This is a genomic window from Solwaraspora sp. WMMA2080 (assembly GCF_027497395.1).
Taxonomy (GTDB): domain Bacteria; phylum Actinomycetota; class Actinomycetes; order Mycobacteriales; family Micromonosporaceae; genus Micromonospora_E.
Genome location: NZ_CP114910.1, coordinates 488,350 through 514,627 on the forward strand (window position 1 = coordinate 488,350; position 26,278 = coordinate 514,627).

Genomic DNA, 26,278 nt, shown 5'->3' on the forward strand with positions numbered 1-26,278 from the left:
CCGGCTGCCTACCCCCACTCCCGACGCACCGGAGGCTGACCCGGCTCATCATGCCCGGGATCGGCGTCGACCGCGCCGAACATGTCCTCCGGTGCCACCCGGGCCGGCAGCTTGCCGAACCTGGCGCGCCGTAGCTGATCGAACTCGTCGTCCGCCGACGGCGCTGTCCGCTCCCGCTCCTCATCCATGGCGAAGTCCCTTCGTCGGACTCCAGTATCCCGCTGCCGTCCGTCAGGCGAGGGTTGCGTCGCCACCGCGGCATGGGGTCAGTCAGGGGCGGGCACCAGCACTGTCGTGCCTGACCAGTTGATGTGCGCGTTTCGGATGTGGTGCCACGGTTCGCCGTCCTCGTCGAGGCCGGTCAGTTCGGCGAGGTAGTGGCCGAAGCCGTACCCGCCGGCCCGCAGGGTGGCGACGGCCCACGGGTGGAGCTGGTCGGCGACGCGCTCCGGGTGGCGCTGGTCGAACGGGACCTCGATGACGCCGAGCAGGTCATAGCGTTCGTCGGTGCCACCGGGGTCAACCACCCGGCACAGCGAGAATCCGTACCGTTCGCGCTGCTCACCGTCCACCCAGCTGAGTTGTACGGCCACTGTGTCCTCCATGATCATTGATTGGATGCTGCGGTGCACGAAGCATCGCGCTAAAACTCGCTTATATCAACCCCTTGTGTTGTTCATGATCACCTGGTGTGATGTCGTGGTCACCATCCAATCGCGAGGGAGGCCACCGATGGCACGTGCACCGAGGACCCGCAAGGCACCCGCCAACCCCGCCATGTCGCCCACCGTGCAGGCCATGGAGCTCGGCATCCGACTGCGCGAGCGCCGCGAAGAACTCGGCATGACCGCCGTCGGCGTCGGCCGCAGCAGCGGCATCACCCAGGCGTACGTCTCCGGAGTGGAGATCGGCAAGGTCAAACTCCCCGCCGACCGGCTCGCCCAACTCGTCAAAATCTACGAGATCGACGACCAAGAGGCCACCGAGCTGGAGGCGTTGCGGATCGGCGCGATGGCCCGCGCCTGGTGGCACACGTACAAGCAGCTCTTCCCGGCCGAGTTCCTGCGCTTCCTGGGCTACGAGGCCGGCGCCGACCACGTCCGCACCTACCAGAACGAGATCGTCCACGGCCTGTTGCAGACCGAGGCGTACGCCCGCGCGATCCTGCGCGGCGGCAACACCTACGTCCGGCTCACCGAGACCGAGCAGCGCGTCGAGGTACGACTGGCCCGGCAGCGCCGGCTCGCCGAGGACCCGCCGCTGCGGGTCACCGCGATCTTCGGCGAGAGCACCATTCGCCAGCAGGTCGGCGGCCCGGCGGTGATGCGCGCCCAACTCGATCACCTGGCCGACCTGATGACCCGCCATCCGGAGCAGATCCGGGTGCACATCATCCCGTTCTCGGCCGGTGCGTACCCGGCGCTCGGTGGGCCGTTCCAGATCCTGACATTTCCGTCGCCACGGGTGCCGGATCTGGTCTGGCAGGAGGTGCTGACCTCCAGCGACATCATCGACCAGTCCAGCCGGGTCGCCGACTACATGATCACCTTCGGTGAGACCCTGGAGCGGGCGTTAAGCTTCGAGGAGTCCCTCGCCCTGATCCGCCAGGTCGCCCAGGAGATGACATGACGGAACACACCCCTGCACGCGGCTGGTTCACGTCCTCACGCAGCTCGGAGAACGCCGCCTGCGTCGAGGTCCGCCTCAGTGCCGACACCATCGGCGTACGCGACTCCAAGGACCGCAGCGGCTCGGCGCTGGCCTTCGACCCGGCCGCCTGGACCGGCTTCCTCACCACCCTCAAAGCCGCCGACCCCCACTGAACTGCGGTGAGCGTGGCCGCTGGCGGATCGGGCCTATTGGTCCCGGCGCAGCTGGCGGCGTCCCACGCCACGTACTTCGGCGACGCCGGGCGGGCCTGGATCGCGGCGCTGCCGCAGTTAGCCACGACCATCATGGACAGGTGGGGCCTGCGCCCCGACGGGCCGTCGAGCTGCGGAGCGATCGCCCTGGTGCTGCCCGTCGTGCAGAGCGACGGGTCACCGGCGATGCTGAAGGTGCAGCCGATCGACGAGGAGACCGTCGGCGAGCCGGCGGCGCTGCGGGCCTGGGGCGGCGACGGCGCGGTACGCCTCCTGCGGCACGACGCGCGCTCCGGCACGATGCTGCTGGAACGACTCGACGCCGACCGTACCCTGGCGGTCGTCCCCGACGACCTGGCCGCGCTGCGGATCCTCAGCCAGCTGCTCGCCCGGCTGACCTCGGTGGCCGCACCGCCCGACGTCCGCCGTCTCGCCGATGTCGCCGCCGGGATGCTCGACCGGGTGCCGCAGGCGCTGGTACGGCTACCCGCCGCCGACCATCCGCTGATCCGGCGCTGCGCGGCGGCCGTGCAGGAGCTGCTGCCGGAGGCCGGTGACCGACTGCTGCACTGGGATCTGCACTACGACAACGTCCTCGCGTCCCGGCCCGACTCGTTCGGGGTCGACCCGACCGCGTCCGGCGCTCGGGAGCCGTGGCTGGCGATCGACCCGAAACCACTAGCTGGAGATCCCTGCTTCGAGCTGCTCCCCGCGCTGCACAACCGCTGGGACGACGTGGTCGCCACCGGCGACGTGCCGCGTGCGGTCCGCAGACGCTTCGACCTGATGACCGAGATACTGGGTGTCAACCGGCAACGGGCGGTCGATTGGACGCTGGGTCGCGTACTGCAGAACCTGCTCTGGGAGTCCGGAGCCGGTGCCACGGCATGGCACAGCGCGCCGGACCGCGCCATCGCCCGCGCCCTGCTGCGCGAGGGCTGACCGGAGTGTTTCGCCGGCGGCGACCCGCCGATCAGTCGATCGTGGCGATGAGACGTCGCAGCGCGGCGCGGGCAGGTGGACCCCAGGTCGGCTTGCCGCCGGGGCGGCCGTGCAACCCGGCGTCGCCGATCAGGATGCCGCCCAGTGCACGGGCCATCGCCCAGCCACGGGCCCGGCGCCTGGTGGCGACGTCCGGCGTCGGCTGGTATGCCGCGAAGAAGTGGTCGATGCTGTCGTCCGGGAGCAGGATCCAGCCGGCAGCTAGGTCGTACGCCGGATCGCCCGCACAGAGGTCGCCGAAGTCGATGACACCGCAGATGGTGCCGTCGGCGGTGAGAACGTTGGCCGGATGCAGGTCGGCGTGCAGCCACAGCGCCGGACCTGACCACCCGGGTGCGGTGACCGCATCCTGCCAGACAGCATGAACGGCGTCCGGGTCGTCGATCAGCCCGCGTGCGGTGACTTCGGCGAGGCCGCTAGTGAACTGGTCGGTGTGGTCGGTCAACGGCCCGCCCCGGCCGCTGCCGCTGCCTGTGGGCGCGTTGTTGGGAGCGGGTCGGTGCAGCGCGGTCAGGAACGCTGCCAGGGATTCAGCTGCCGCGCGGGCTCGCGTGACCGGGGCGCGGTCGGCGGGGGGCACCTGGCACCCAGGTGGTGACGAGCCATGGCCGAGGAAACCGCACGGACGGCTCGCCGAGGCGCTGTGGTACGGGGATCGGCAACGGTAGATGCGGTGCCAGCGTGGGCAGCCAGGCGTACTCCTTACGCAGCAGCGCGTCCGCCGACCCGGTCGCCCACGGCAGCCGGACGGCGAGATCCTCACCGAGGCGCCACATCTGGTTGTCCCAGCCGCGCGCGCCCAGCCGGACCGGCCGCTCGGCGAGGTCGGGACACTGGTCGCGGAGCAGACCCCGGACCAGCTCTGCGGTGACCTCGACCTCGACGTGGTCCACGGCGAGTAACAGTAGTGCCACAGCTCTTCACCTGTTGAACCCAGGCAGGCGCTGCAGGCCCCGGATGACAGGTCGTAGCGGCGATCCGGGTTGGCGTCTAGCGCGGTCTACTTGAGTTGTCTATCCAGCTAGGCTCGCAGCCGGGGTAGGCAGGATTCGAGCTACTGCGTGAAGGCGGAAGTCACTCAATCTTTCGGTGCGGCGGCCAGAAGTCTGTGATACTCCGACATCGGGAAATCAACGAATACACGGCACGGGGCACCATGAGCGATCTCGACGATTAATTCGGGGAGGACTGGTGGAAGTGACGACCTGCTCCGTGGTCTGCCGGCGGGTCGGCAACTGGTGGGCCATCAGCGCGCCTGAACTCAAGGGCGTGCACACCCAGGCCCGGCGACTCGACCAGGTCGCTGCGATGGCTCGAGAAGCGATCGCGTTGCTGCTGGACGTCGACCCGGACAGGGTAGAAGTCGATGTCCGTCCTGAACTTCCCGGTATGGTTTCGGTAGCTCTGGACGCCAGGCGGGCGGCCCAGGACGCCGACGAGAAGGCTGAACGGGCGACCGCAACAGCGGTGCTGGCGCTTCTACGTGACGGCTATACCGTCCGGGACGCAGGCGCACTTCTCGGACTGTCACCCCAACGTATTTCGCAGATCGCCGCACGGAACACCACTACCCCTACGTCATCGGCGGCATAAGTTCGGTCGCCCGGCTTGACGCGGGCGGGGGTTCGGTCCGTGTGGTCCATCGACGGTCGATGCTGCCGAGTAGCGCGTCCTGGTGATCGGCGAGGTGGGCTCGCAGGGGCAGCGGGACGAATCGGCAGGTAAACCGCAGCCTGCGGTCCGTCCCCATGCCGGTCACTGTGTGCTGCCAGGCATCGGGGGTGTAGTCCGGGGCCTGCAGGTGGAAGTAGGTGGTCTGGCGAGGTTGACCGGTCTCGGGATGTGGCTTGTCCTCGCTCCCGATCTCTCGGACCACGGTTATGTCGGTCAGGCCGGTCTCCTCGGCGACTTCGCGAAGCACCGCGTCGTGTAGCTCCTCGCCGGGCTGCACACCGCCAGCGGGCACCTGAGTGCCGGCGTCGGGGAAGTCGATGTGGTCGAAGACCAGGAGTTGCGCACCGCTGCCGGTGGTCCGGATGACGTATCCAGCGACGCGGATCCGTGTGCAGGGCCTCATCAGTACATCGTGCACGGCCGCGACAAACATGACCGGTCTGCCGTGACGATCGCCCTCCATGTAGGGCCGTGATTACTTCGTCACCCTCGCTGTACGGTTTCCACGTGCGTGCGCCGGTGAACGTGACGATCTGGGATGGTCCGGCCGCAGCGGCACCCGCGATTCTGATCCACGGCACGCTCAGCTGGGCTGCATCGGCGTTCGAACGGCAACGGCCGTTGGCCCGGCGTCGGCGGGTGCTGCTGCCGGACCGACGGGGTTACGGCCGCAGTCCGGACCTCGACGACGGTCAGGTAACCAGTGACTACGCCGTTGACGCGCGGGACGTGGTCGCTCTGATGACCGGCGGCGTCCATCTGGTCGGGCATTCCTACGGCGGGACGGTGGCGATGATCGCCGCAGCGGCGCGGCCCAACCTGGTCCGGTCGTTGACGCTCATCGAGCCGTGCGCCCACCAGGTCGCCTCGGACGATGCGGTGGTCGCCGCAGCGGTGCAAGACGCGCGTGAATTTATGTCTGGTGCCCGCCGGTGGACCGCACAGCAGTATCTCGACCTGGTCTACCCGGCTGGGCAGCCGCGTCCGGAGCCGGCGGATTGGCTGGAGCGGGCGGCCCGGACCGCCCTGAATGAACGTCCGTGTTGGCTCGCGGACCTGGCGACCCAACCATTGACGGATGCCGCTTTCGCGAAACTGGTGGTCGTCGGCAACTGGGGCACGGTCCCTGGCGGCTACCGGCCCGGCATGGCGCAGGTGATGGAGAGGGTTGCGGCGGCGGTCGCTGACCGGATCGGTGCTCGTCTGGTGCGAGTGCCCGGTGCCGCGCACGAGCCCCACCGCGAGCAGCCCGACGTGGTCAACAAGGTGCTCGAACAGCTGTGGTCAGCCGGGTGAGGTGGTAGCCCGCTGCTCCTGCCGGTGGCCGATCGGATGCGCGTGGTCTGACATGGTGTCGGCGTGTCGTGTCGGTGGCGCGCAGTGGATCATGCTAGGCGCGGTGTTCTCGCCATGTCGTTGGTCAGCAGGTCGAGAGGAACAGGCCGCCGACCGGCTGTGTCGCGGCCAGGTCGTTGTAGTGCTGCACGGCTTGCGTCGTCTCGGCGATGTACGGCGTGATGCCGTGCCGGTCGAGAAGCTCAAGGGTGCGCGGGTCGATCTGGAGCTAAAGTTGCATACCGCGTGACAGGACGATCGTGGTCGCGCCGTGGCGCAGCAGTTCCTCGACGTCCTCGGGTTGAATTCCCGGGCTGTGCCTGGTCCCGGTCTCGGACCAGTCCCAGGCTCGGCCGCCGCCCGGGTGGAGCATGAAGTCCTTGCCGGTCCCAAGTCCTTCGACATCCATCCGACCCCACGAGATCGCCAACACCTTTGGGGACCGCTCTGCGGTGTCGGTCAACGCAGCCTCCACTTCATCCGCTGCGGCCGACATCGTGCCGCTGGCTTCCACGGTAACCGTCGACCCACCAGAGGCGTCCGACCCGGGGACGGGTGCGCCGGCGACGGTCCGGCGCACCCGGACCGAGGTAGGGGAGGGCTCGGTCAGAACGGGCTGAGTACCACTCCGGCGGAGCGGGGGTCGCCGTCGTGCACGAGGGACTCGAACGCGCCGACGTCGTCGAAGGCAAACGCATACGCCTTGCCGTCGCGCATGTTGGCGTGGATGATCCGGGCGTACTGGTTGGTCGGGTTGCTGCGGTAGAACTCGGCGGCGTTGGGGCTGGGCTGGGTGTGGATGGTGTCCAGAGTGCCCCGGTTGAGCGCGGCGCACAGCGTACGGGAGATCGGCCCGACCACCTGGTCGTTGGGGGCGGGTAGGTCACCGTCGCAGCCCCACACGCTCGCCGACGAGGGCCGGTTGAACGAGGCGACGACCTGGCCGGCACCGTTGGTGAAGGTCATCACCCGGCCGGAGGTCCGTCCGTAGTAGCGGATGTCGGGGCGGTCGCCGAACGGTACGACGGTCAGCGTCCGGCTGGTGTAGGTGTTCCACGCCGAGGTGATGTAGGAGTCGAGGTAGGTGGGGCTGAACAGGCCGGCGCCGGCCGCCTTGCCGGGGGCCAGCACCCGCAGCACGGTACCGTCGCCCCGGGTCTGCACGGTGTTGGCCCAGCCGGACTGGGCGCGGATCCCGTTGATGATCGCGTTGCGGCCGCCCGCGACAACGTCGCCGGTGCGCTTGGTGACACCGCCCGCGCCGGTCACGGTGACGGCGTGCGGCACCGCGAACATGTCCACCTGCGAGCTGTTGAGACACAGGCCGGCGTCGTTGTAGGTGAACTCGCTCCAGTTGAACAGGATGTCGCGGTTGGGGTCGCCGCCGGCCCAGGGGGCGGGCTGGACCAGGCCGGTCGGGGTGAGGAAGAACTTCAGCTTCTCACCGAGGGAGAAGTAGACCCGGCCGGAGGAGCCGCGCGGGAAGCGGACCGTCGTACTGCCACCGTTGGCCGGTCCGGCGATCGACGCGTCCGGGGCCGTCGACGGCGGTGAGCAGGGCGGCTGCGACGGCCAGCAGCCTTCTTCGGACAACCATGAGGGACTCCTCCGGTCGGGATCGGTCGGCGGTCGGACGGGTAAGAGAGCGCTCTCCGAGAAGGGTCTTATTGCTAACACTGTTTGTCAATAGATGTACGGCGATGTGGTGACCTGGGGGTGTCGACCTCGGTTATCCGGTTGCCGCTGGGGTCGGGTGTCCCCGACGATGACCGTCATGGCGACGGGTGATCGGCCGATGGATGCCGCTCGTCGCCGCGAGCTTGCCCGCCGGGTGCTCGACGGCTACGCCAGCGGTCCCGACGCCCCGGTCCGGGCGACCGCCAACGCGCTGGCGAAGATCGACCGTGCCGTCGCCCTGGTGCTCGTCGAAGGTGTCAGCGACCAGATCGCGGTGGAGACGGCCGCGGCCGGCCGTGGCCGGGACCTCGACGCGGAACGGGTGGCGGTCGTGCCGATCGGTGGAGCACATGCCACCGGCCGGTTCCTGGCCGGCCTCGGTCCACAGCGGTCGCGGGTACGGCTCGCCGGGCTGTGCGACCTCGCCGAGGCGGACATCGTCCGGCGCGGGCTGGTCGCCGCCGGCGTCGGCGCGCCTCGGACGCCGATCGATCTGGCGGATCTCGGGTTCTTCGTCTGCGTCGACGACCTGGAGGACGAACTGATCCGTGCGATGGGCGTCGAAACGGTCGAGGCCGTCCTGTACTCCCAGGGCGACCTCGGATCGTTCCGTACGCTGCAGGGCCAGCCCGCCTGGCGCGACCGGCGACCCGCAGCGCAGCTGCGCCGGTTCATGGGCAGCGGCTCGCGCCGCAAGTCACGCTACGCCCGGCTGCTCGTCGAGGCGGCCATTGCCCGCGACACCCTGCCACGACCTCTCGACCGGCTGCTCGCCTTCGTCAGACCGGACTGAAGCGGCCGTCGGACCGGACTGAAGCGGCCGTCGGACCGAAGTGGCCGCCGGACGGCGACGTCCGGCGGCCACTGAAACGCAAGGCCCGGTCAGTCGGCCGCTGCTGCCGTCATCGCCACCTCGGCGGCGGCTGCCTGGTCGAGCAGCCACCAGGTACGGCGCACGCCGCGTACCCCGCAGGCCGGCACCGCGACCGGGTCGCTGCCGCCGTACGCCCCGCCGACCGCCGCCGCCTTGTCCGCCCCGGCGGCGACCAGCCACACCTCGTCGGCGGTGTTGATGGTGGACAGGGTCAGCGTGATCCGGGTCGGCGGCGGCTTCGGGCTGTCCCGTACCGCCGCCACCGGGCGGGTCTCGCCGGTGACCGGATGCCCCGGGAACACCGACGCCACGTGCCCGTCCTCGCCGACGCCGAGCATCAGCACGTCGAACCGGGGCAGCGGGGCCGTACCCGGGCCGGCGACCCGGTCGAGGACGGCGGCGTACCGGGCGGCGGCCGCCTCCGGATCGTCGCCGTCCGGTCCGTCCGACGCGGGCATCGCGTGCACCCGCTGCGGATTGAGCGGCAGTACGTCGAGCAGCGCCTCGCGGGCCTGGGTCTCGTTGCGGTCCGGGTCGCCGGCGGGCAGGAACCGCTCGTCACCCCACCAGACGTCCACCCGGGACCAGTCGACCGCCTGCCGGGCCGGCAGTTCGCCGACCGCGCGCAGCACGGCCGCCGCGACCCGCCCGCCGGTCAGCACCACCGCCGCTTCGCCCCGCTCGGCCTGGGCGTCGATCAGCCGGACGACGAGCCGGGACGCCACCGCGCTGGCCAGCACGGTGGCGTCCGGGTGCACGACGAGCATGCCGGGGCCGCTCACGAGCCGCTCCGTGCCGGACCGGCCGCGACGACCGCCGGGTCGGTGCCGGCTGCCGGCCCCGTGGCCTTCGCCGGGTCCTTCCAGATGTGCACCCGCTTGGCGGGCCGGGAGGACAGCTCCGGCAGCCCGGCCAGGGTGCCCAGCGCCTCGGAGTAGACCTGGTCGGCGTCGAGCCGCCGCAGCTCCTCGGCGAGCTCTTCGCCGAGCGGTCGACGCACCAGCGGCATCTGCCGCTCCGGCTGCCCGGTCCGGGTGAACATCGCCGAACTGTCCTCGCGGACCAGGCTCAGCCCGTCACCGTTGGCGCAGCGCAGCTCCACCGACCGCATCCGGGGGAACGCGCTGGTCTCCTCCCAGCGCGGCGTGATGCCGAGCCGGGCCGCCAGCCAGCTGATCATCAAGGCGGCCGTCGGGTCGGCCCGGGGCGCGGTCACCGTGGCGCCGGTGATCTGCGCGTCGGTGGTGTCGAACGCCCCGGCGACCAGGGTGCGCCACGGGGTGATCCGGGTCCACGCCAGATCGGTGTCGCCCGACGCGTAGTCGACCGCCCGTTGCAGCAGCGCCTGCACCGGGTTGGGGGCCTGCGCCGAGTCGGTGATCCGCCGGTCGGCGACCACCCCCAGGTAGTCGTTGGCGATCTGCTCCGGCGGCTCGCCGTGCCACCAGGTCACCACCGGTACGTCCGGCACCAGCAGCGGCATCACCACCGACTCGGCGTGCAGCGCCAGCCGGCCGGAGGTACGCATGACGACCGCCTCGCACGGCCCGAGCCGGCCGCCGACGACCACTTCGGCGTCGAGCCGGCTGACCTTGCGGTCGATGTCGGAGCGGACCACCACGAGCAGCCGGCACGGGTGGGCTGCGGCGGCGATGGTGGCCGCCGCCTCCGCCTCGCGTACCCGCTTCTCGTCGACCACCACGATCAGGGTCAGCGCCATTCCGCTGGCCACGCCGCCGGCGCTGCGCCGCTCGGCGGCCAGGGCCTTGACCACCTCGTTGCCGGTGGTGTCCCACAGGCTGATCATGCTCTCCTCCAGGACCGGCCCTCGCGGGCCAGCATCTCGTCGGCGGCCCGCGGACCCCACTCGCCGGACCGGTACGGCTCCGGCCGGGTGCCCTCCCAGGCCTCTTCGAGAGGGTCGATCACCCGCCAGCTCTGCTCCACCTCGGCGGCGTCGGGGAACAGGGTGCGGTCGCCGATCAGCACGTCGAGCACCAACCGCTCGTACGCCTCCGGGCTGGCCTCGGTGAACGCCTCGCCGTACTGGAAGTCCATCGCGATGTCGCGGACCTCCATGGTGGTGCCCGGCACCTTGGCGCCGAACTTGAGCACCACGCCCTCGTCGGGCTGCACCCGGATGACCAGCTGGTTGTTGCTGAGCATCTCCACGTCGGTGCCGTTGAACGGCAGGTGCGGTGCGGCCTTGAACATCACCGCCACCTCGGTCACCCGCCGCGGCAACCGCTTTCCGGCGCGCAGATAGAACGGCACCCCGGCCCACCGGCGGTTCTGAATGCCCAGCCGCATCGCCACGTACGTCTCGGTGGTCGAGTCGGCCGGCACGTTCGGCTCCTCCAGGTAGCCGACGGCCCGCTGCCCGGCCACCCAGCCCTTCAGGTACTGACCGCGGACGGTGCCGGCGGCCACGTCGTCGGGCAGGCTGATCGCCCGCAGCACCTTCAGCTTCTCCGCCCGGATCTCGGCGGCGTCGAAGCTGGTCGGCTCCTCCATGGTGACCAGGGCCAGCAGCTGCAGCAGATGGTTCTGCACCACGTCACGGGCGGCGCCGGTGGCGTCGTAGAAGCCGGCCCGGCTGCCGATGCCGACGTCCTCGGCCATGGTGATCTGCACCGAGTCGACGTACTTGGAGTTCCACAGCGGCTCGAACAGGTTGTTGGCGAACCGCAGCGCCATGATGTTCTGGACGGTCTCCTTGCCCAGATAGTGGTCGATGCGGAACACATCGTCACGGGTGAACACGTCGTCGACCAGGTCGTTGAGCGACTTCGCCGACGGCAGGTCGTAGCCAAACGGCTTCTCCACCACCACCCGACGCCAGCCGCCGCACCGCTCGTTGTCGGCCATGCCGGTGCGGGCCAGCTGCTTGAGCACCTGCGGGAACGCCGACGGCGGGATGGAGAAGTAGAACGCGGCGTTGCCGTGGATGCCGTGCGATTCGCGCAGCCCGTCCAGGCAGGCCGACAGCTTGTCGAACGCGGCGTCGTCGTCGAACGAGCCGCCGACGAACTTGATGTTGCCGGCCAGGCGGGACCAGACCTCCTCACGCCACGGGGTACGCGCGTACTCCTTGGCCGAGTCGTGGGCCAGCGACTCGAAGTCGCCGTCGGTCCAGTCCCGCCGGGCGAAGCCGAGCACCACGAAGCCGGGTGGCAGCAGCCCTCGGTTGGCCAGGTCGTAGATGCCGGGGAGTAGTTTCTTGCGAGCCAGATCACCGGTGACACCGAAAATCACCAGAGCGCAGGGCTCCGGGATGCGCGGCAGCCGCCGGTCCTGCGGGTCGCGCAGGGGGTTCACGTCGCCTCCTCAGTCCGTTTTCCTCCGGACCAATTGTCAGCTGGGCAGGTTTCGAATCGTGTCCAGGAGTTGGGCGACGCCGGCGGCCCGATCGGTCAGGTGCAGCCGCAGCAGCGGCCGGCCCCGCCCGGCGAGCGCCTCACGGTCACCGGCGGCCTGCGCCGCCTGCAGCTCACCGAAGCTGTACGGGCGACCGGGCACCGGCAGGTCGTCGGTGACCGCACCGGTGATCTGCAGGAACGCGCCGACCTGCGGCCCGCCCTTGTGGTACTGCCCGGTGGAGTGCAGGAACCGCGGCCCCCAGCCGAAGGTGACCGGCCGGCCGGCGGCGGCCGCCAGCAGTGGCCGAATCCCGGCCGCGTCGGCGTCGCCGAACCGGTCCAGGTAGGCCATCACCGCGAGGTATCCGTCGGTGCCGACGCCGTCGATCAGCCAGCGCAGCGCGCCGACCAGCTCACCCGGTACGCCGTCCGGCCCGTACACCTCGATGGATCCATCGACGAACGACGGTGCCTCGGCCGGCGGCCCGGCCGCCAAAATCCGGTTGGTGTTCTCCTTCGACTCGGTGACGTTGGGCTGGTTGAACGGGTCGATGCCGAGCACCCGGCCGGCGACCGCCGTCGCGTACTCCCAGACCAGGAACTGCGCGCCGAGCGGTCCGTTGACCGCCAGGTCGGGGCGGACCCCGCCGCCGGGCACCCCGCCCGGTTGGCCGGCACCGCCGTAGGTGACGGTGAGCACGTCCGGGCCGGCGGCGCCGGGGGCGTCCGGTGCCTCGACGACCACCGGCAGGATGCCGATGCCGTCCTTGCCGGTCGACTCGGCGATCAGCTGCTCGATCCAGTCGCCGAGCCCTTCGATGCCGGTGCCGTCGGAGACCAGCGCGACCTTGTCCCGGCCGGTGGTCGCCGCCGCACCGAGCGCCGCGCCGAGCGCCAGCCCCGGGTTGTCCCGGTCGCCGCCGAGCGCGGCGGACAGCTGCTCGGCCTGGTCGAGCAGCTCGACCACGTCCACGCCGGCCAGCGCCGACGGGACCAGACCGAACGCGGTCAGCGCCGAGTACCGTCCGCCGACCTCCGGGTCGGCGAGCACCACGGTGGCGCCCATCTCCTCGGCGGTGGTGGCCAGCGGCGAGCCGGGATCGGTGACGATGACGAACCGCCGCCCCGCCTCGGCCTCGCTCAGCCCTGAGTCGAGGAACGCCTGCCAGTACGCGCGACGGTGGCTGTCGGTCTCCACGGTGCCGCCGGACTTGCTGGCCACCACCACGACGGTCCGGTCCAGTCGGTCGCCGAGCGCCGCCCGCACCTGGTGCGGGTCGGTGGTGTCCAGCACGGTGACCGGCTTGCCGACGGTGAGCGAGATGACCTCGGGAGCCAGCGACGACCCGCCCATCCCGGCCAGCACCACGTGGTCCAGGTCGCCCAGCTCGGCCTGCAGTTCGGCGAGCTGCGGCAGCAGGTCCCGGCTGCGGGTGAAGGTGTCCAGCCAGCCGAGCCGAATCTTCGCCTCGGCCTCGGCGTCCGGGCCCCACAGCGTCGGGTCCTTGCGGGCGAGTGAGCCGGGCACCTCGTCGCCGACCAGCGCGCCCCGGGTCGACGAGGCGGCCGAGGCGTCGACCGCGTCGGCCCCGTACACGCTCAGCCCGGCCGCGGCCTCGACCCCGCCGTCGAAGAAGTCGCTCATGCGTTACCTCCGGCCTGCTTGGCCGCGGCGGCGTGCCCGCTCGCGGCCGCGTTCGGCTCACCGGCGCCGGCCGCGGCCGCGTCCAGCGACGAGCGGACCCCGTCGAGCAGCTCCTGCCAGCTGGCCTCGAACTTGCTCACCCCCTCAGACTCCAGGGTCTTGACCACGTCGTCGAGGTCGACGCCGACGGCGATCAGGTCGTCGAGCACCTGCCGGGCGGCCGGGTACGAGCCGGTGACCGTGTCGCCCCGGGTCTCGCCGTGGTCGGCGTAGGCGTGCACCACCGACTCCGGCATGGTGTTGACCGTGCCGGGGGCGATCAGCTCCTCGACGTAGATGACGTCCCGGTAGGCCGGGTTCTTCGTCGAGGTGGAGGCCCACAGCGGGCGCTGCGGGTGGGCGCCGGCGTCGGCCAGGGCCTGCCAGCGGTCCGAGGAGAAGACTTCCGCGTACCGCTCGTACGCCAGCTGCGCGTTCGCCACGGCGGCCTTGCCCTTGAGCGCCTTGGCCTGGTCGCTGCCGATCTTGTCGAGGCGCTTGTCGATCTCGGTGTCCACCCGGGAGACGAAGAACGAAGCGACCGAGCCGATGGTGGTCAGGTCGTGGCCGTTGGCCTTCGCCTGCTCCAGACCGGCGAGGAAGGCGTCCATCACCGCGCTGTAGCGGTCCAGCGAGAAGATCAGGGTCACGTTGACGCTGATCCCCTCGGCCAGGGTGGCGGTGATCGCCGGTAGCCCGGCCTCGGTCGCCGGGATCTTGATGAACAGGTTCGGCCGGTCGACCAGCCACCACAGCGCCTTCGCCTCGGCGACGGTCTCCGCAGTGCGGTACGCCAGCCGCGGGTCGACCTCGATCGACACCCGGCCGTCGACGCCGCCGCTGGTTTCGTACGCCGGGCGCATCACGTCGCAGCCCCACCGCACGTCGTAGGTGGTGAGCATCCGGACCGCCTCGTCCACGCTGACGCCCCGGGCGGCCAGGTCACGCAGCTGCCAGTTGTACTCGTCGGCGTCGGCGAGCGCGGCGGCGAAGATGGTCGGGTTGGTGGTCACGCCGGCGACGTGCTTCTCCCGGCGCAGTTGGTCCAGGTTGCCGGTGCTGAGCCGTTGCCGGGACAGGTCGTCGAGCCAGACCGCCACGCCTGCGGCGGTCAGCTTTCCCAATCGGTCCGTCATCTGGAGCCTCCTCAGTTTCCGGTGGTGGTGCCGGTGATGGCGCCGACCCGGGTCAGCGACGCGTGCGCCGCCGCGACCACGGCGTCGGCGGTGAAGCCGAACTGCTCGAACAGCACCTGGTACGGGGCGCTGGCCCCGTAGTGTTCAATGCTGACCGACTCGCCGCAGTCGCCGACCAGGCCACGCCAGGACATGCCGATGCCGGCCTCGACGCTGACCCGGGCCTTGACCCCGCGCGGCAGCACCGATTCGCGGTATGCCTCGTCCTGCTCGGTGAACCATTCCTGGCACGGCATCGAGACGACCCGGGTGGCGACGCCTTCGGCTTCGAGGCGTTCCCGGGCGGTGAGCAGCAGTTGCACCTCGGACCCCGAGCCCATCAGGATCACCTGCGGTTGGGCGTTGCCGGCGTCAGCCAGCACGTAGCCGCCCTTGCGGACCCCTTCGGCCGAGGCGTAGGTGCCCCGGTCGATGACCGGCACCGCCTGCCGGGTCAGCGCCAGCGCGGTGGGCCGGTCGGTGTGCTCCAGGGCGACCCGCCACGCCCAGGCGGTCTCGTTGGCGTCGGCCGGGCGGACCACGTCCAGTCCGGGGATGGCCCGCAGCGCCGACAGGTGCTCGATCGGCTGGTGGGTGGGGCCGTCCTCGCCGAGCCCGATCGAGTCGTGCGTCCAGACGTAGACCACCGGGAGTTTCATCAGCGCGGCCAGCCGCACCGCCGGGCGCATGTAGTCGCTGAACACCAGGAACGTGCCGCCGTACGGGCGGGTGCCGCCGTGCAGCGCGATGCCGTTGAGGATCGCCCCCATGGCGTGTTCGCGGATGCCGAAGTGCAGGGTGCGGCCGTACTCATGGCCGGGGAACTCCTTGGTGGCGTACTCGGCCGGGACGAACGACGGCTCGCCCTTCATCGTGGTGTTGTTGCTCTCCGCCAGGTCGGCCGAGCCGCCCCACAGCTCCGGCAGCTCGGCGGCGAGCGCGGTCAGCACCTTGCCCGAGGCGGCCCGGGTGGCGACCCCCTTGGGGTCCGCCGGCCAGTCCGGCAGCGCGTCGGTCCAGCCGGTCGGCAGGGTACGGGTGGCGAGCCGGTCGTGCAGCGCCTTGCGCTCCGGGTTGGCCTGCGCCCAGGCGTCGTACTTCTCGGTCCACTTGGCGTGTGCCTGCCGGCCCCGGTCGAGCACCTCGCGGATGTGGGCGAGGACCTTGTCGTCGACCGCGAAGTGCTGGTTGGGGTCGAGGCCGAGGATCTCCTTGGTGGCGGCGACCTCGTCGGCGCCGAGCGCCGAGCCGTGGATCTTGCCGGTGTTCTGCTTCTTCGGTGCCGGCCAGCCGATGATGGTGCGCAGCGCGATGAACGACGGGCGGTCGGTCTCCGCACGGGCGGCGGTCAGCGCCGCGTACAGCGCCTCGACGTCCTCGTGGTACTCGCCGTCGCCGGCCGCGCCCGCCCGCCAGTCGACGGTCTGCACGTGCCAGCCGTACGCGGCGTACCGGGCGGCGACGTCCTCGCTGAGCGCGATCCGGGTGTCGTCCTCGATGGAGATCTGGTTGTCGTCGTAGACGACGGTCAGGTTGCCGAGCTTCTGGTGCCCGGCCAGGGCGCTGGCCTCGTGGGTGATGCCCTCTTCGATGTCACCGTCGGAGGCGATCACCCAGATGTTGTGGTCGAAGACCGACTCGCCGGGCGCGGCGTCCGGGTCGAGCAGTCCGCGTTCCCGGCGGGCGGCCATCGCCATGCCGACCCCGTTGGCCAGCCCTTGGCCGAGCGGACCGGTGGTGGTCTCCACTCCCCGGGTGTGGCCGTGCTCCGGGTGTCCAGGGGTCAGCGATCCCCATTGCCGCAACGCCTTGAGGTCGTCCAGGCTCAGCCCGTAACCGGAGAAGAAGAGTTGGATGTACAGGGTGAGACTGGAGTGCCCGGCGGAGAGGACGAACCGGTCCCGGCCGGCCCAGCCCGGGTCGCTCGGGTCGTGCCGCATGACCCGGTTGAACAGCAGGTACGCCGCGGGAGCGAGGCTCATCGCGGTGCCCGGATGGCCGTTGCCGGATTTCTCTACGGCGTCGGCGGCCAGCACGCGTGCGGTGTCGACCGCGCGGCGGTCGAGGTCGGACCAGTTCAGGGGGGCATCGGTTGGTGTTGCAGCCACGGTGGGTGTGCTCCTCGTCCAGCAGGTAGGCGGAACCCTCGTCACGACCCTATCGAGCAGGGTTCACGGTGCGCCCGCCGATCTCGACAACCGGATGGTCGTCCAGGGTCGTGCCCGATCGTCGGACCCGACGATCGGGCACCGGGGGATACGCATCGTGGCCGGTGAAAAGCCTGCCGAGTGTGACGACGAGCACCGGTGACGGGTCGGCCGGGCAGGCAAAATACCTGCGCGTACGCTGTCGGAGGCGCGTCGGCCCGCAGGTCGCCGCCAGTTGAAGGTCACCCGCCGCCGACGCCGGAAGGTGCAGCCCGTGAGCATGGTCACCGAGCGCCCCGCCCATGACCGGGCGCGGGTCAGGTCCGTCGCCGAAGCGGACCAGGTGCCCGGCACAGCGGCGGACCCAGGGCCGGTGGCCGTGCCCGACCTGCTGGCTGTGGTCCGGGCATACGTGTCGCTCACCAAGCCGCGGATCATCGAGCTGCTGCTGGTCACGACCGTACCGACGATGATGGTCGCGGCCGGTGGCCTGCCGTCGCTCGGGCTGGTGGCGGTGGTGCTGGTCGGCGGCACCCTGGCCGCCGGTGCGGCGAACGCGTTGAACTGCTTCATCGACCGGGACATCGACCAGCTGATGCGCCGGACGAAGCGTCGGCCGCTGCCGAACCACGTGGTCAGCCCCAGGCACGCGCTGATCTTCGGGTTGGTGCTCGCGGTGAGCTCGGTGGCGCTGATGGCGGTCTTCACCAACTGGCTCGCCACCGGGCTGACCCTGGCGGCGATCGCCTACTACGACCTCGTCTACACGCTGTGGTTGAAGCGTACGACGCCACAGAACACGTTCTGGGGTGGTGTCTGCGGCGCCGCTCCGGTGCTGATCGGCTGGGCGGCGGTGACCGGCGGCCTGGCCCCGGTGGCCTGGGCACTGTTCGCCGTGGTGTTCTTCTGGCAGCTGCCGCACTTCTACGCGTTGGCGATCAAGTACAAGGTGGACTACGCGCGGGCCGGGATCCCGATGCTGCCGGTGGTGGCCTCCGAACGTCGGGTCGGCGTGGAGATCGTACTGTTCAGTTGGTTGACGGTCGGGTCGTCGGTGCTGGTCTGGCCGTTGGGCATGTCATTGATCTACGCGGTCCCGGCGGTGGTGGTCGGGGTCGTCTTCCTGTTGGAGGCTCACCGGCTGCAGCGCCGGTCCGGGCGTGGTCTGCCGGTCCAGCCGATGCGGCTGTTCCACTGGTCGACGACCTACCTCACGGTGCTCTTCGTTGCTGTGGCGTTGGACGCGCTGGTCTGACGCCGGGGTCCCGTCCCGTCCAGGTCTCGAAACTTCTGTCGCGTTTGCCGCTTTTCGTGCTGGAATTTGTCCCTTTTTGGACACTGAAATCACCATCAATCATCTGTGGGACTTCTTAAACCCACGGATGATTGGAGTCACAAAAAGCCGACATCTGATCGGCGAAAGGTCGTCGCTCTGCTTACGCTTCGCGTATGGCAGATGGTTCCGATACGACGCTGGCGACCGAATCCGTCCCGGGGGACGCCCCCTCTGGTCTGGTCGCCGGCATCCGGTCCTTCGCCGCTGGCCACGGCGGCGCGAAGGCGGTCATCGAGTATGTCGGCAAGCGTGGCGCACGGATCGTCCTGGTGGGGGAGGACGGCGCCTGGGGCGACCAGTTCGCTGACGGCACCGACGTGGCCCGCGCCGCCTGCCTCAAGGCGGGGGTCGAGATCGAGAACGAGTGGGAGCGGGAGCTGATGGATCAGATGCGGCCCAGCAACGACCTGTGGCGGTCGATGTCGCGTCGCAGTCTGGCGCGCTGACCAGCCCTTTCCCGTCCTGCACAACGAACGACGACCAGTTGCGTGACTGGACGAGCGGTCTGTCAGCTGGAGGAACAGAGCCGAGCGAGACCCGGGCGTACCGCCCGGGTCTCGCTCGTTGTCCGCCGCCGCAACCGCGGCTGGACATCCAGCTGGACAGCGGTTAGACGCGGGCCGACGGCCGGACGGGTGCCGGCGGCACCGGTTGGGCGGTGCCGCTGTCGGCGCCCCAGCCGATCGTCCGGTACGTCTGCGGACGCCTGGTACGCAGCCAGAGCGCCCAACCGACGCCGGCCAGCGCGGCCAGGGCGTACCCGGCCGGGAACCACCAGCGCAGCGGGGACGCGCCGATGCCGAGCAGGTCACCGAAGCTGGTGACGGTGCCGACGAGGATCAGCCCGAGCGCGCCGGTGGCCGCGCCCGGCGCGACCAGTCGTCGCCAGGCCGACTCGCCACGCGGGTCGCGGCGGAAGTAGCCGATCACCGCGAGTGAGGTCACGGTCATCAGGATCAGCACGCCGAGCCCACCGGTGACGGTCACCCAGAAGAACAGGTGGGTGATGGGATCCAGCCCGGTCGCCGCGTACCCCACGATCACCGCGACGGCGAGCCCGCTCTGCACCAGCGAGCCGAGCTTCGGCGCGCCGGTCCGCCGGTTCGTCCGGCCGAGCGCCGCCGGCAGCACCCGTTCCCGCCCGAGGGCGAACAGGTACCGGGCAACGGTGTTGTGGAACGCGAGCAGCGCGGCGAACAGGCTGGTCAGGAACAACAACCGGCCGGCGTCCACGAGCGTCGTGCCGATGTGCGGGTCGACCAGCACGAACATCAGTTCGGTGCCGTACTCGCGGGCTTGGGCGACGACGTCGTTCGGGCCGGCCGCCACCGCCATCGCCCAGGCGGAACCCGCGTAGCACACTCCGGCGATCGTCACCGCGAAGTAGGTGGCCCGGGCGACCGTACGACGCGGATCACGGGTCTCCTCGGCGAACACCGTGCCGGCCTCGACACCGACGAAACCGGCTATGCCGCCGACCAGCATCGCCGCCACCCCTGGGGTGAGCAGCTGGCGGGGGTCGAGACCCGCGACGGCGGCACCGTCGGCGGGGTGGCCGACCATGACGATGCTGTAGCCGATGATGACCGCGAGCTCGGCCAGCAGCAGGCCAGCCAGGATCCGGCCGTTGAGGTCGACGCGGGCCAGGCCGAGTACGGTCACCAGGGCCCAGCCGGCCAGCGCGCAGAGCCACCACGGCACGGTGGCACCGGCGACGGCGAGTACCTCGGCGGCAACCACGCCGAAAGCGCCGTACAGCCCGATCTGCATCGCGTTGTACGCGACGACGGCGACGAACGCCGCCGCGATGCCGGGGATCCGGCCGAGACCGTGCGCGACGTAGCTGTACATCGCGCCGGCGTTGACGACGTGCCGGCTCATCGCCACGTAGCCGACGGCGAAGACCGCCATCACCACCGCGATGAGCAGGTAGGCGACCGGCACCGCGGTGGTGCCGGTGACGGCATAGCCGGTGCTGGCGCCGCCGGCCACCACGGTCAGCGGCGCGGCGGCGGCGAGAACGAAGAACAACACCTGGGGTACGCCCAGGCGGGACCGGGCCAACGTCGCGGCGACGGTGCCGGACCGGCTCGTACGGAAGGTAGACACGCGGGAGCTCCGAAAGTGGTCAGTCAGGAAAACGCGGGAGTGCGCGTGCGGTGACGGAGGATCGTCCGGGGTGCCGCTACGCGGGTCTGGTCCAGGCAGGGAACCGACCAGGGGCGCGGCAGCCACGGCACGGGGGGACCGTCACTGCCGCGCCCGGTTCGTCGTGCCGGTGGTTGTGCCCCGGCACAGGCGTAGCCTCACCGGTACTCTCCGCTATGGGGATAGGTCTGCCGTTTTCAACCGTCTTCAACGGTTGGTGACCTTACGGTTGCGCTCCGACCAGGGGGCGTTCGTTGCCGTCGTCGGAAACCACCCTGGTAGCAGCTGATTGCGGCCCGGTCGGCTCCCGGGTCCGGGTCGACCAGAGCGCGCCGAGGGTGGCCAGCCACACCAGACACGCGCCGAGCATGTGCGCGCTGACCAGCGCGACCGGCAGGTCGGTGAGGTACTGGACCACGCCGATCAGTCCCTGGGCGAGCTCCACGACGACGAGCACGGCCGCCGCGCGTACCGCCGGTCGGGGTGCGCCGACCGCGCGCAACGCGAACCACCAGGCGACCGACAACCCGATCAGCAGGGCGACCGAGTCAGCGTGCAGCTGGGACATGGCCTGCGGGTCCAGCCCGGTGCGCCCGGCGTCCGGGTCGCCGGCGTGCGGGCCGCTGCCGGTCACCACGGTGCCGAGTACCAGCACCCCGAAGCTCACGGCGGTGATCACGAAGGCCAACTGGCGCAGCGGCCGGGCCACCACGTCTCGGTTGGTGCGGCCGCCGACGCGTACCCGTTGCCACAACCCGTACGCCACCGCGATGGTGACCATCGACAGCATGAAGTGCAGCGCCACCACCCAGGGGTTGAGCTGCACCCGGACGCTGACCCCGCCGATCAGGCCCTGCAGGATCACCAGTCCCAGTACGCCGAGGGCCGGTCCGCGCAGGTCCAACCGGCGTGGCCGGGACCGCAGCACCGCCAGCAGGGTGGCGAGCGCGATCATGCCGACCAGGATGCCGAGGACCCGGTTGCCGAACTCGATGATGCCGAGCACGCCCATCTCCGGCGTGGTGACGTAGGAGTCGTCGGTGCAGCGCGGCCAGGTCGGGCAGCCGAGCCCGGACCCGGTGAGCCGCACGCCGCCCCCGGTCAGCACGATCGCGACGTTGGCCACCAAGGAGGCGAGCGCGAGCCGCCGGAGCAGGGCGGGGCCGGCGGTCAGCCGACCGGACGGGGAGACGGGCACGGCGGCAATCGTACCGATATGGCGGATACCACAGCCGTGCGGTGCCGCCGGTACCGCAGCCCTGCGGTGCCGCCAGCCGACTGCGGCAAGGCCTCGCCGTGCTGGTCCCGGTGGCGGTCACGCTCGGTGCGGTGGATCACCCGGAGGCGCGTTTGCGGCCGACCGCTGAAATACGTAACGTTGGCGTAGTGAAAAACAGGGTGGGCCTCCCGGAGGGCGGGTCGGCGACCGGTGCGGTCGCCGCCGGCCCGGACGGGCGTACCCGGGACCGCCTGGTCGGGCTGCTGCTGGAGCGGGGGGCGGCGACCGCCGCTCAGCTCGGTGATGAGCTCGGGCTGAGCCCGGCGGCGATCCGCCGCCACCTGGACGCGATGCTCGCCGACGGCGACGTGGTGACCCGGGACGCGGTCACCCGGGCCCGCCGGCGACGCGGTCGGCCGGCCAAGGTCTTCCGGCTCAGCGACGACGCCCGGTCCCGGCACGGGCGCTACCGCTACGACAGCATGGCCGCCGCCGCGCTGCGCTGGATCGCCGGTCACGGCGGCGAGGCGGAGCTGGAGGCGTTCGCGGCGGCTCAGGTCGCCGGGCTGGAGGCGCGGTGCCGGGCGGCGATCGACGATGCCGGTGCGGACCCGATCGCCCGCGCGGAGGCCCTCGCCGCCGCACTCAGCGCCGAGGGCTACGCTGCCAACGCGTCCACCATCGCCTCCGGGGGGCAGTTGTGCCAGCATCACTGTCCCGTGGCCCATGTGGCTGCCGAGTTTCCACAGCTGTGCGAGGCTGAGACCGCGGTGATCTCCCGCCTGATCGGCACCCATGTGCAGCGGCTGGCCACCATCGCTCACGGCGACGGGGTGTGCACCACGCACATTCCGGACCCGAGACGGGCCGGCGGCGCCCCGACCGTTGCCATCGATGTTTCCACCGACCACGTCACCAGCACTGTGAGGACAGATAGATGACCGAGCAGACCGTCGCGCCCATCTCCCAGGAGGAGCACCTCGCGGCCCTCGGCCGGTACGAGTACGGCTGGGCCGACCGCGACGTGGCCGGCGCTGCCGCCCAGCGCGGGCTCAACGAGGCGGTGGTGCGTGACATCTCCGCCAAGAAGAACGAGCCGCAGTGGATGCTCGACCTGCGACTCAAAGGGCTGCGGCTGTTCGGCCGCAAGCCCATGCCGGCCTGGGGCGCCGACCTCACCGGGATCGACTTCGACAACATCAAGTACTTCGTCCGCTCCACCGAGAAGCAGGCCGCCAGCTGGGAGGACCTGCCCGAGGAGATCAAGAACACCTACGACAAGCTGGGCATCCCGGAGGCGGAGAAGCAGCGGCTGATCGCCGGCGTCGCGGCCCAGTACGAGTCCGAGGTGGTCTACCACAAGATCCGTGAGGACCTGGAGGAGCAGGGTGTGGTGTTCCTCGACACCGACACCGCGCTGCGCGAGCACGAGGACATCTTCAAGGAGTACTTCGGCACCGTGATCCCGGTCGGCGACAACAAGTTCGCCGCGCTGAACACTTCGGTCTGGTCCGGTGGATCGTTCATCTACGTGCCGAAGGGTGTGCACGTGGAGATCCCGCTGCAGGCCTACTTCCGGATCAACACGGAGAACATGGGCCAGTTCGAGCGGACCCTGATCATCGTCGACGAGGGTGCCTACGTGCACTACGTCGAGGGCTGCACCGCGCCGATCTACTCCTCCGACTCGCTGCACAGCGCGGTGGTCGAGATCGTGGTGAAGAAGAACGCCCGGTGCCGCTACACGACCATCCAGAACTGGTCGAACAACGTCTACAACCTGGTCACCAAGCGGGCCGTCTGCCACGCCGGCGCCACCATGGAGTGGATCGACGGCAACATCGGTTCCAAGGTCACCATGAAGTACCCGGCCGTGTTCATGACCGGTGAGCACGCCAAGGGCGAGGTGCTCTCGGTGGCGATGGCCGGCGAGGGGCAGCACCAGGACGCCGGCGCGAAGATGGTGCACGCGGCACCGCACACCTCCTCCACGATCGTCTCCAAGTCCATCGCCCGCGGCGGCGGCCGGACCTCCTACCGTGGGCTGGTCCAGGTGCTGGAGGGCTCGCAGCACAGCCGGTCGACGGTGAAGTGCGACGCGCTGCTGGTCGACGCGATCTCCCGGTCGGACACCTACCCCTACGTCGACATCCGCGAGGACGACGTCGCGATGGGGCACGAGGCGACCGTCTCCAAGGTCAGCGACGACCAACTGTTCTACCTGATGAGCCGGGGTCTGAGCGAGGACGAGGCGATGGCCATGATCGTCCGGGGCTTCATCGAGCCGATCGCCAAGGAACTCCCGATGGAGTACGCCCTCGAGCTGAACCGGCTGATCGAGCTGCAGATGGAGGGCGCGGTCGGCTGACCCGCCCGAGACACCGCCCCACCGACACCGCCGAGAACAGGAAGAGATGACTATTCAGGCCTCCGCGCCGCCGAAGACCAAGTCGCAGGCGTTGCGCTCCTACGATGTCGCCGACTTCCCGGCCCTGACCGGCCTGGAGGAGGAGTGGCGCTTCACCCCGCTCAAGCGAATGCGGGGGCTGGCCACCGGCACTCCGGCCGCCAGCGGCTCGGTCCGGTACGAGTACGCCGACCTGCCCGCCGGGGTGACTGCGGGCCAGGTCGACCGCACCGACCGACGGGTCGGCGGCGTGCTGACCCCGTTCGACCGGATCAGCGCCCTGGCCTACACCGGCTGCGCCGAGGTCCTGCTGGTGGAGGTGGCACCGGAAGCCACCCCGGCCGAGCCGGCGGTGGTCCGGGTGCTCGGCACCGGGGCGGACCAGATCGCGTACGGGCACACCCTGGTCGACGTCGGCCGGTTCGCCGAGGCGACCCTGGTGTTCGACCAGGTCGGCTCGACCACTCTGGCCGACAACGTCGAGGTGATCGTCGGCGACGGCGCGACGCTGACCCTGGTCACCGTCGCCGACTGGGCACCCGACGCGGTGCAGGCGCAGCATCTGAAGTTCCGGCTCGGCCGCGACGCCCGGGTCACGCACATCCAGGTCACCCTCGGCGGCGACCTGGTACGCCAGTTCACCAGCGTCGAGTACACCGGCCGGGGCGGCGACGCCGAGCTGTTCGGGCTCTACTTCGCCGACGCCGGCCAGCACCTGGAGCACCGGCAGATGGTGGACCACACCGTGCCGGACTGCCGCAGCAACGTCGGCTACCGGGGGGCGCTGCAGGGCGACAGCGCGCACACCGTCTGGGTCGGCGACGTACTGATCCGCGCCGAGGCCACCGGCACCGACACGTACGAGATCAACCGGAACCTGGTGCTGACCGACGGCGCCCGGGCCGACTCGGTGCCCAACCTGGAGATCGAGACCGGAGAGGTGGCCGGGGCCGGGCACGCCAGCGCCACCGGCCGGTTCGACGACGAGCAGCTGTTCTACCTGATGGCCCGGGGCATCCCGGAGGCCGAGGCGCGCAAGCTGGTGGTCCGCGGGTTCTTCGCCGAGCTGGTCGACAAGATCCCGGTGGCCGAGCTGCGCGACCGGCTCGGCGACGCGATCGAGCAGCGGCTGCGCCGCGTCGAGGCCGGCGCGGCCGCGCCGCGCACCGCCGACGTGGCGGCACCACCGACCGTGCCCGGCCAGCCCGGTGCGGTCACCGAGAGGACCCGCTGAGCATGTCCGACCTGATCCGGGTCTGCGCCACCACCGAGATCCCGAAGGGTACGGCGGTCAGCGCCGACATCGACGGTACGCAGATCGCCCTGGTGCACACCGACGAGGACTCCTTCTACGCGGTGTACGACGAGTGCTCGCACGCCGCGGTCGCCCTCTCCGAAGGCGAGGTGGACGGCTGCACGTTGGAGTGCTGGCTGCACGGTTCGCGTTTCGATCTGCGCACCGGCGAGCCGACCGGGCTGCCCGCCACCGAACCCGTACCCGTCTTCCCCGTCGAGATCCGCGACGGCGACATCTACGTCAGTCTGACGCCGAGCAATGGAGTGACCGCACCATGAGCGTTCTGGATATCCGCGACCTGCAGGTTTCGGTCAAGCTGCCGGAAGGCGAGCTCAAGCCGATCCTGGCCGGGGTGACGCTGACCATCCGGTCGGGGGAGACACACGCCATCATGGGCCCGAACGGCTCCGGCAAGTCGACCCTGGCGTACTCGATCGCCGGGCACCCCAAGTACGAGATCACCGGCGGGGAGGTGCTGCTCGACGGTGCGGACGTACTGGCCATGTCGGTCGACGAGCGGGCCCGTGCCGGACTGTTCCTCGCCATGCAGTACCCGGTGGAGGTGCCCGGCGTCTCGGTGGCGAACTTCCTGCGTACCGCCAAGACCGCCGTCGACGGTGCCGCGCCGAAGCTGCGTACCTGGGCCGGCGAGCTGCGTGGGGCCATGGAGCGGCTGCAGATGGACCCGGCGTTCGCGCAGCGCAACGTCAACGAGGGCTTCTCCGGTGGCGAGAAAAAGCGGCACGAGATTGTGCAGCTGGAGCTGCTCAAGCCGAAGATGGCCATCCTCGACGAGACCGACTCCGGGCTCGACATCGACGCCCTGCGGGTGGTCAGCGAAGGGGTGAACCGGGTTCGCTCCACCGGGGAGACCGGCCTGCTGCTGATCACCCACTACACCCGGATCCTGCGCTACATCAAGCCGGACTTCGTGCATGTCTTCGTCGGCGGACGCATCGTCGAGGAGGGCGGCCCGGAGCTGGCGGAGAAGCTGGAAGCCGAAGGTTACGAGCGGTACGTCGCGGGTGCCGGCGCGGCGTCGGCCTGAGATCCACTACCACCCTGTGTGCAGAAGGGCGGCG

General features: G+C 70.5%; 26 protein-coding genes and 1 pseudogene. 13 read left to right on the forward strand and 14 right to left on the reverse strand.

The features are described from left to right. Positions 1 to 8 precede the first annotated feature (8 nt). Positions 9 to 188: a hypothetical protein gene (locus tag O7543_RS02185; RefSeq protein WP_281550418.1), complete on the reverse strand. Its 180-nt coding sequence runs from the start codon at positions 186 to 188 to the stop codon at positions 9 to 11. A 78-nt stretch (positions 189 to 266) separates the two neighbouring features. Further along, on the reverse strand, positions 267 to 611 hold the full coding sequence (locus O7543_RS02190; RefSeq protein ID WP_281550417.1) for a hypothetical protein: 345 nt from the start codon (positions 609 to 611) through the stop codon (positions 267 to 269). 121 nt (positions 612 to 732) lie between these two features. Here O7543_RS02190 and O7543_RS02195 point away from each other — a divergent pair, with 121 nt between their 5' ends. The 3 genes from O7543_RS02195 to O7543_RS02205 are packed head-to-tail and all read left to right on the forward strand — an operon-like array spanning position 733 to position 2,804. Further along, positions 733 to 1,629, forward strand: coding sequence for a helix-turn-helix transcriptional regulator (locus tag O7543_RS02195; RefSeq protein ID WP_281550416.1), 897 nt, complete (start codon positions 733 to 735; stop codon positions 1,627 to 1,629). Further along, positions 1,626 to 1,823, forward strand: a complete 198-nt coding sequence (locus O7543_RS02200; RefSeq protein ID WP_281550415.1) for a DUF397 domain-containing protein — start codon at positions 1,626 to 1,628, stop codon at positions 1,821 to 1,823. Before O7543_RS02195 ends, O7543_RS02200 begins: the two co-directional genes overlap by 4 nt. A gap of 6 nt (positions 1,824 to 1,829) precedes the next feature. Next, on the forward strand, positions 1,830 to 2,804 hold the full coding sequence (locus tag O7543_RS02205; RefSeq protein ID WP_281550414.1) for an aminoglycoside phosphotransferase family protein: 975 nt from the start codon (positions 1,830 to 1,832) through the stop codon (positions 2,802 to 2,804). A gap of 31 nt (positions 2,805 to 2,835) precedes the next feature. Here the strand turns inward: O7543_RS02205 and O7543_RS02210 are convergent. Continuing rightward, positions 2,836 to 3,640, reverse strand: a pseudogene (locus O7543_RS02210) (phosphotransferase). 415 nt (positions 3,641 to 4,055) lie between these two features. Between O7543_RS02210 and O7543_RS02220 the strand changes: the two are divergent. Continuing rightward, entirely contained in the window at positions 4,056 to 4,457 is a 402-nt protein-coding gene (locus O7543_RS02220; RefSeq protein ID WP_281550411.1) for a type II toxin-antitoxin system HicB family antitoxin, read from the forward strand. Here O7543_RS02220 and O7543_RS02225 read toward each other — a convergent pair. After that, positions 4,438 to 4,941, reverse strand: coding sequence for an NUDIX domain-containing protein (locus O7543_RS02225; RefSeq protein ID WP_281550410.1), 504 nt, complete (start codon positions 4,939 to 4,941; stop codon positions 4,438 to 4,440). The two genes, O7543_RS02220 and O7543_RS02225, sit on opposite strands and share 20 nt — an antisense overlap. Before the next feature lie 104 nt (positions 4,942 to 5,045). On the opposite strand from O7543_RS02225, the gene O7543_RS02230 reads away from it, so the two are divergent. After that, positions 5,046 to 5,834 (forward strand): alpha/beta hydrolase, encoded by a 789-nt coding sequence (locus O7543_RS02230; protein WP_281550409.1) that lies wholly within the window; start codon positions 5,046 to 5,048, stop codon positions 5,832 to 5,834. Between the two features lie 268 nt (positions 5,835 to 6,102). Here O7543_RS02230 and O7543_RS02235 read toward each other — a convergent pair whose 3' ends face one another. Both O7543_RS02235 and O7543_RS02240 read right to left on the reverse strand, forming a co-directional pair. Continuing rightward, positions 6,103 to 6,336, reverse strand: coding sequence for a hypothetical protein (locus O7543_RS02235; protein ID WP_281550408.1), 234 nt, complete (start codon positions 6,334 to 6,336; stop codon positions 6,103 to 6,105). A gap of 143 nt (positions 6,337 to 6,479) precedes the next feature. Then, on the reverse strand, positions 6,480 to 7,466 hold the full coding sequence (locus O7543_RS02240; RefSeq protein ID WP_281550407.1) for a beta-1,3-glucanase family protein: 987 nt from the start codon (positions 7,464 to 7,466) through the stop codon (positions 6,480 to 6,482). Between the two features lie 202 nt (positions 7,467 to 7,668). Between O7543_RS02240 and O7543_RS02245 the strand changes: the two genes are divergently transcribed. Next, the gene (locus tag O7543_RS02245; protein WP_281550406.1) at positions 7,669 to 8,343 is read left to right on the forward strand and encodes a TOPRIM nucleotidyl transferase/hydrolase domain-containing protein; all 675 of its coding nucleotides are present in this window, start codon (positions 7,669 to 7,671) and stop codon (positions 8,341 to 8,343) included. A gap of 89 nt (positions 8,344 to 8,432) precedes the next feature. Here O7543_RS02245 and pgl read toward each other — a convergent pair whose 3' ends face one another. From pgl to tkt, 6 genes are read right to left on the reverse strand one after another with little or no spacing between them, the layout of a single operon-like run. Then, positions 8,433 to 9,191, reverse strand: a complete 759-nt coding sequence (pgl, locus tag O7543_RS02250) for a 6-phosphogluconolactonase (RefSeq protein WP_281555616.1) — start codon at positions 9,189 to 9,191, stop codon at positions 8,433 to 8,435. An 11-nt stretch (positions 9,192 to 9,202) separates the two neighbouring features. After that, a complete protein-coding gene (locus O7543_RS02255; RefSeq protein WP_281550405.1) occupies positions 9,203 to 10,231 on the reverse strand; it encodes a glucose-6-phosphate dehydrogenase assembly protein OpcA in 1,029 nt (342 codons plus the stop codon). Continuing rightward, positions 10,228 to 11,742, reverse strand: coding sequence for a glucose-6-phosphate dehydrogenase (zwf, locus tag O7543_RS02260; protein ID WP_281550404.1), 1,515 nt, complete (start codon positions 11,740 to 11,742; stop codon positions 10,228 to 10,230). Before zwf ends, O7543_RS02255 begins: the two co-directional genes overlap by 4 nt. Before the next feature lie 36 nt (positions 11,743 to 11,778). Beyond that, on the reverse strand, positions 11,779 to 13,428 hold the full coding sequence (locus O7543_RS02265) for a glucose-6-phosphate isomerase (protein WP_281550403.1): 1,650 nt from the start codon (positions 13,426 to 13,428) through the stop codon (positions 11,779 to 11,781). Then, positions 13,425 to 14,603: a transaldolase gene (gene tal / locus O7543_RS02270; RefSeq protein ID WP_281550402.1), complete on the reverse strand. Its 1,179-nt coding sequence runs from the start codon at positions 14,601 to 14,603 to the stop codon at positions 13,425 to 13,427. Before tal ends, O7543_RS02265 begins: the two co-directional genes overlap by 4 nt. Before the next feature lie 11 nt (positions 14,604 to 14,614). Further along, complete coding sequence (gene tkt, locus O7543_RS02275; RefSeq protein WP_281550401.1) at positions 14,615 to 16,750, reverse strand: transketolase; 2,136 nt, start codon at positions 16,748 to 16,750, stop codon at positions 14,615 to 14,617. 313 nt (positions 16,751 to 17,063) lie between these two features. Between tkt and O7543_RS02280 the strand changes: the two genes are divergently transcribed. Both O7543_RS02280 and O7543_RS02285 read left to right on the forward strand, forming a co-directional pair. Next, entirely contained in the window at positions 17,064 to 18,044 is a 981-nt protein-coding gene (locus O7543_RS02280; RefSeq protein WP_281550400.1) for a heme o synthase, read from the forward strand. 194 nt (positions 18,045 to 18,238) lie between these two features. Further along, entirely contained in the window at positions 18,239 to 18,571 is a 333-nt protein-coding gene (locus O7543_RS02285) for a hypothetical protein (RefSeq protein WP_123602407.1), read from the forward strand. 163 nt (positions 18,572 to 18,734) lie between these two features. Here O7543_RS02285 and O7543_RS02290 read toward each other — a convergent pair whose 3' ends face one another. Both O7543_RS02290 and O7543_RS02295 read right to left on the reverse strand, forming a co-directional pair. After that, positions 18,735 to 20,234: an APC family permease gene (locus O7543_RS02290; protein ID WP_281550399.1), complete on the reverse strand. Its 1,500-nt coding sequence runs from the start codon at positions 20,232 to 20,234 to the stop codon at positions 18,735 to 18,737. A gap of 262 nt (positions 20,235 to 20,496) precedes the next feature. Continuing rightward, the gene (locus O7543_RS02295) at positions 20,497 to 21,471 is read right to left on the reverse strand and encodes a COX15/CtaA family protein (RefSeq protein WP_281550398.1); all 975 of its coding nucleotides are present in this window, start codon (positions 21,469 to 21,471) and stop codon (positions 20,497 to 20,499) included. A gap of 200 nt (positions 21,472 to 21,671) precedes the next feature. Between O7543_RS02295 and O7543_RS02300 the strand changes: the two genes are divergently transcribed. The 5 genes from O7543_RS02300 to sufC are packed head-to-tail and all read left to right on the forward strand — an operon-like array spanning position 21,672 to position 26,244. Further along, a complete protein-coding gene (locus O7543_RS02300) occupies positions 21,672 to 22,433 on the forward strand; it encodes an HTH domain-containing protein (protein WP_281555615.1) in 762 nt (253 codons plus the stop codon). Continuing rightward, positions 22,430 to 23,860 (forward strand): Fe-S cluster assembly protein SufB, encoded by a 1,431-nt coding sequence (gene sufB / locus O7543_RS02305; RefSeq protein WP_281550397.1) that lies wholly within the window; start codon positions 22,430 to 22,432, stop codon positions 23,858 to 23,860. The genes O7543_RS02300 and sufB overlap by 4 nt, the downstream gene beginning before the upstream one ends. Positions 23,861 to 23,906: 46 nt before the next feature. Further along, positions 23,907 to 25,133 (forward strand): Fe-S cluster assembly protein SufD, encoded by a 1,227-nt coding sequence (gene sufD / locus O7543_RS02310; protein ID WP_281550396.1) that lies wholly within the window; start codon positions 23,907 to 23,909, stop codon positions 25,131 to 25,133. Between the two features lie 11 nt (positions 25,134 to 25,144). Then, on the forward strand, positions 25,145 to 25,474 hold the full coding sequence (locus tag O7543_RS02315; protein WP_281555614.1) for a non-heme iron oxygenase ferredoxin subunit: 330 nt from the start codon (positions 25,145 to 25,147) through the stop codon (positions 25,472 to 25,474). Then, entirely contained in the window at positions 25,471 to 26,244 is a 774-nt protein-coding gene (gene sufC / locus O7543_RS02320; protein WP_281550395.1) for a Fe-S cluster assembly ATPase SufC, read from the forward strand. The genes O7543_RS02315 and sufC overlap by 4 nt, the downstream gene beginning before the upstream one ends. Positions 26,245 to 26,278 lie beyond the last annotated feature (34 nt).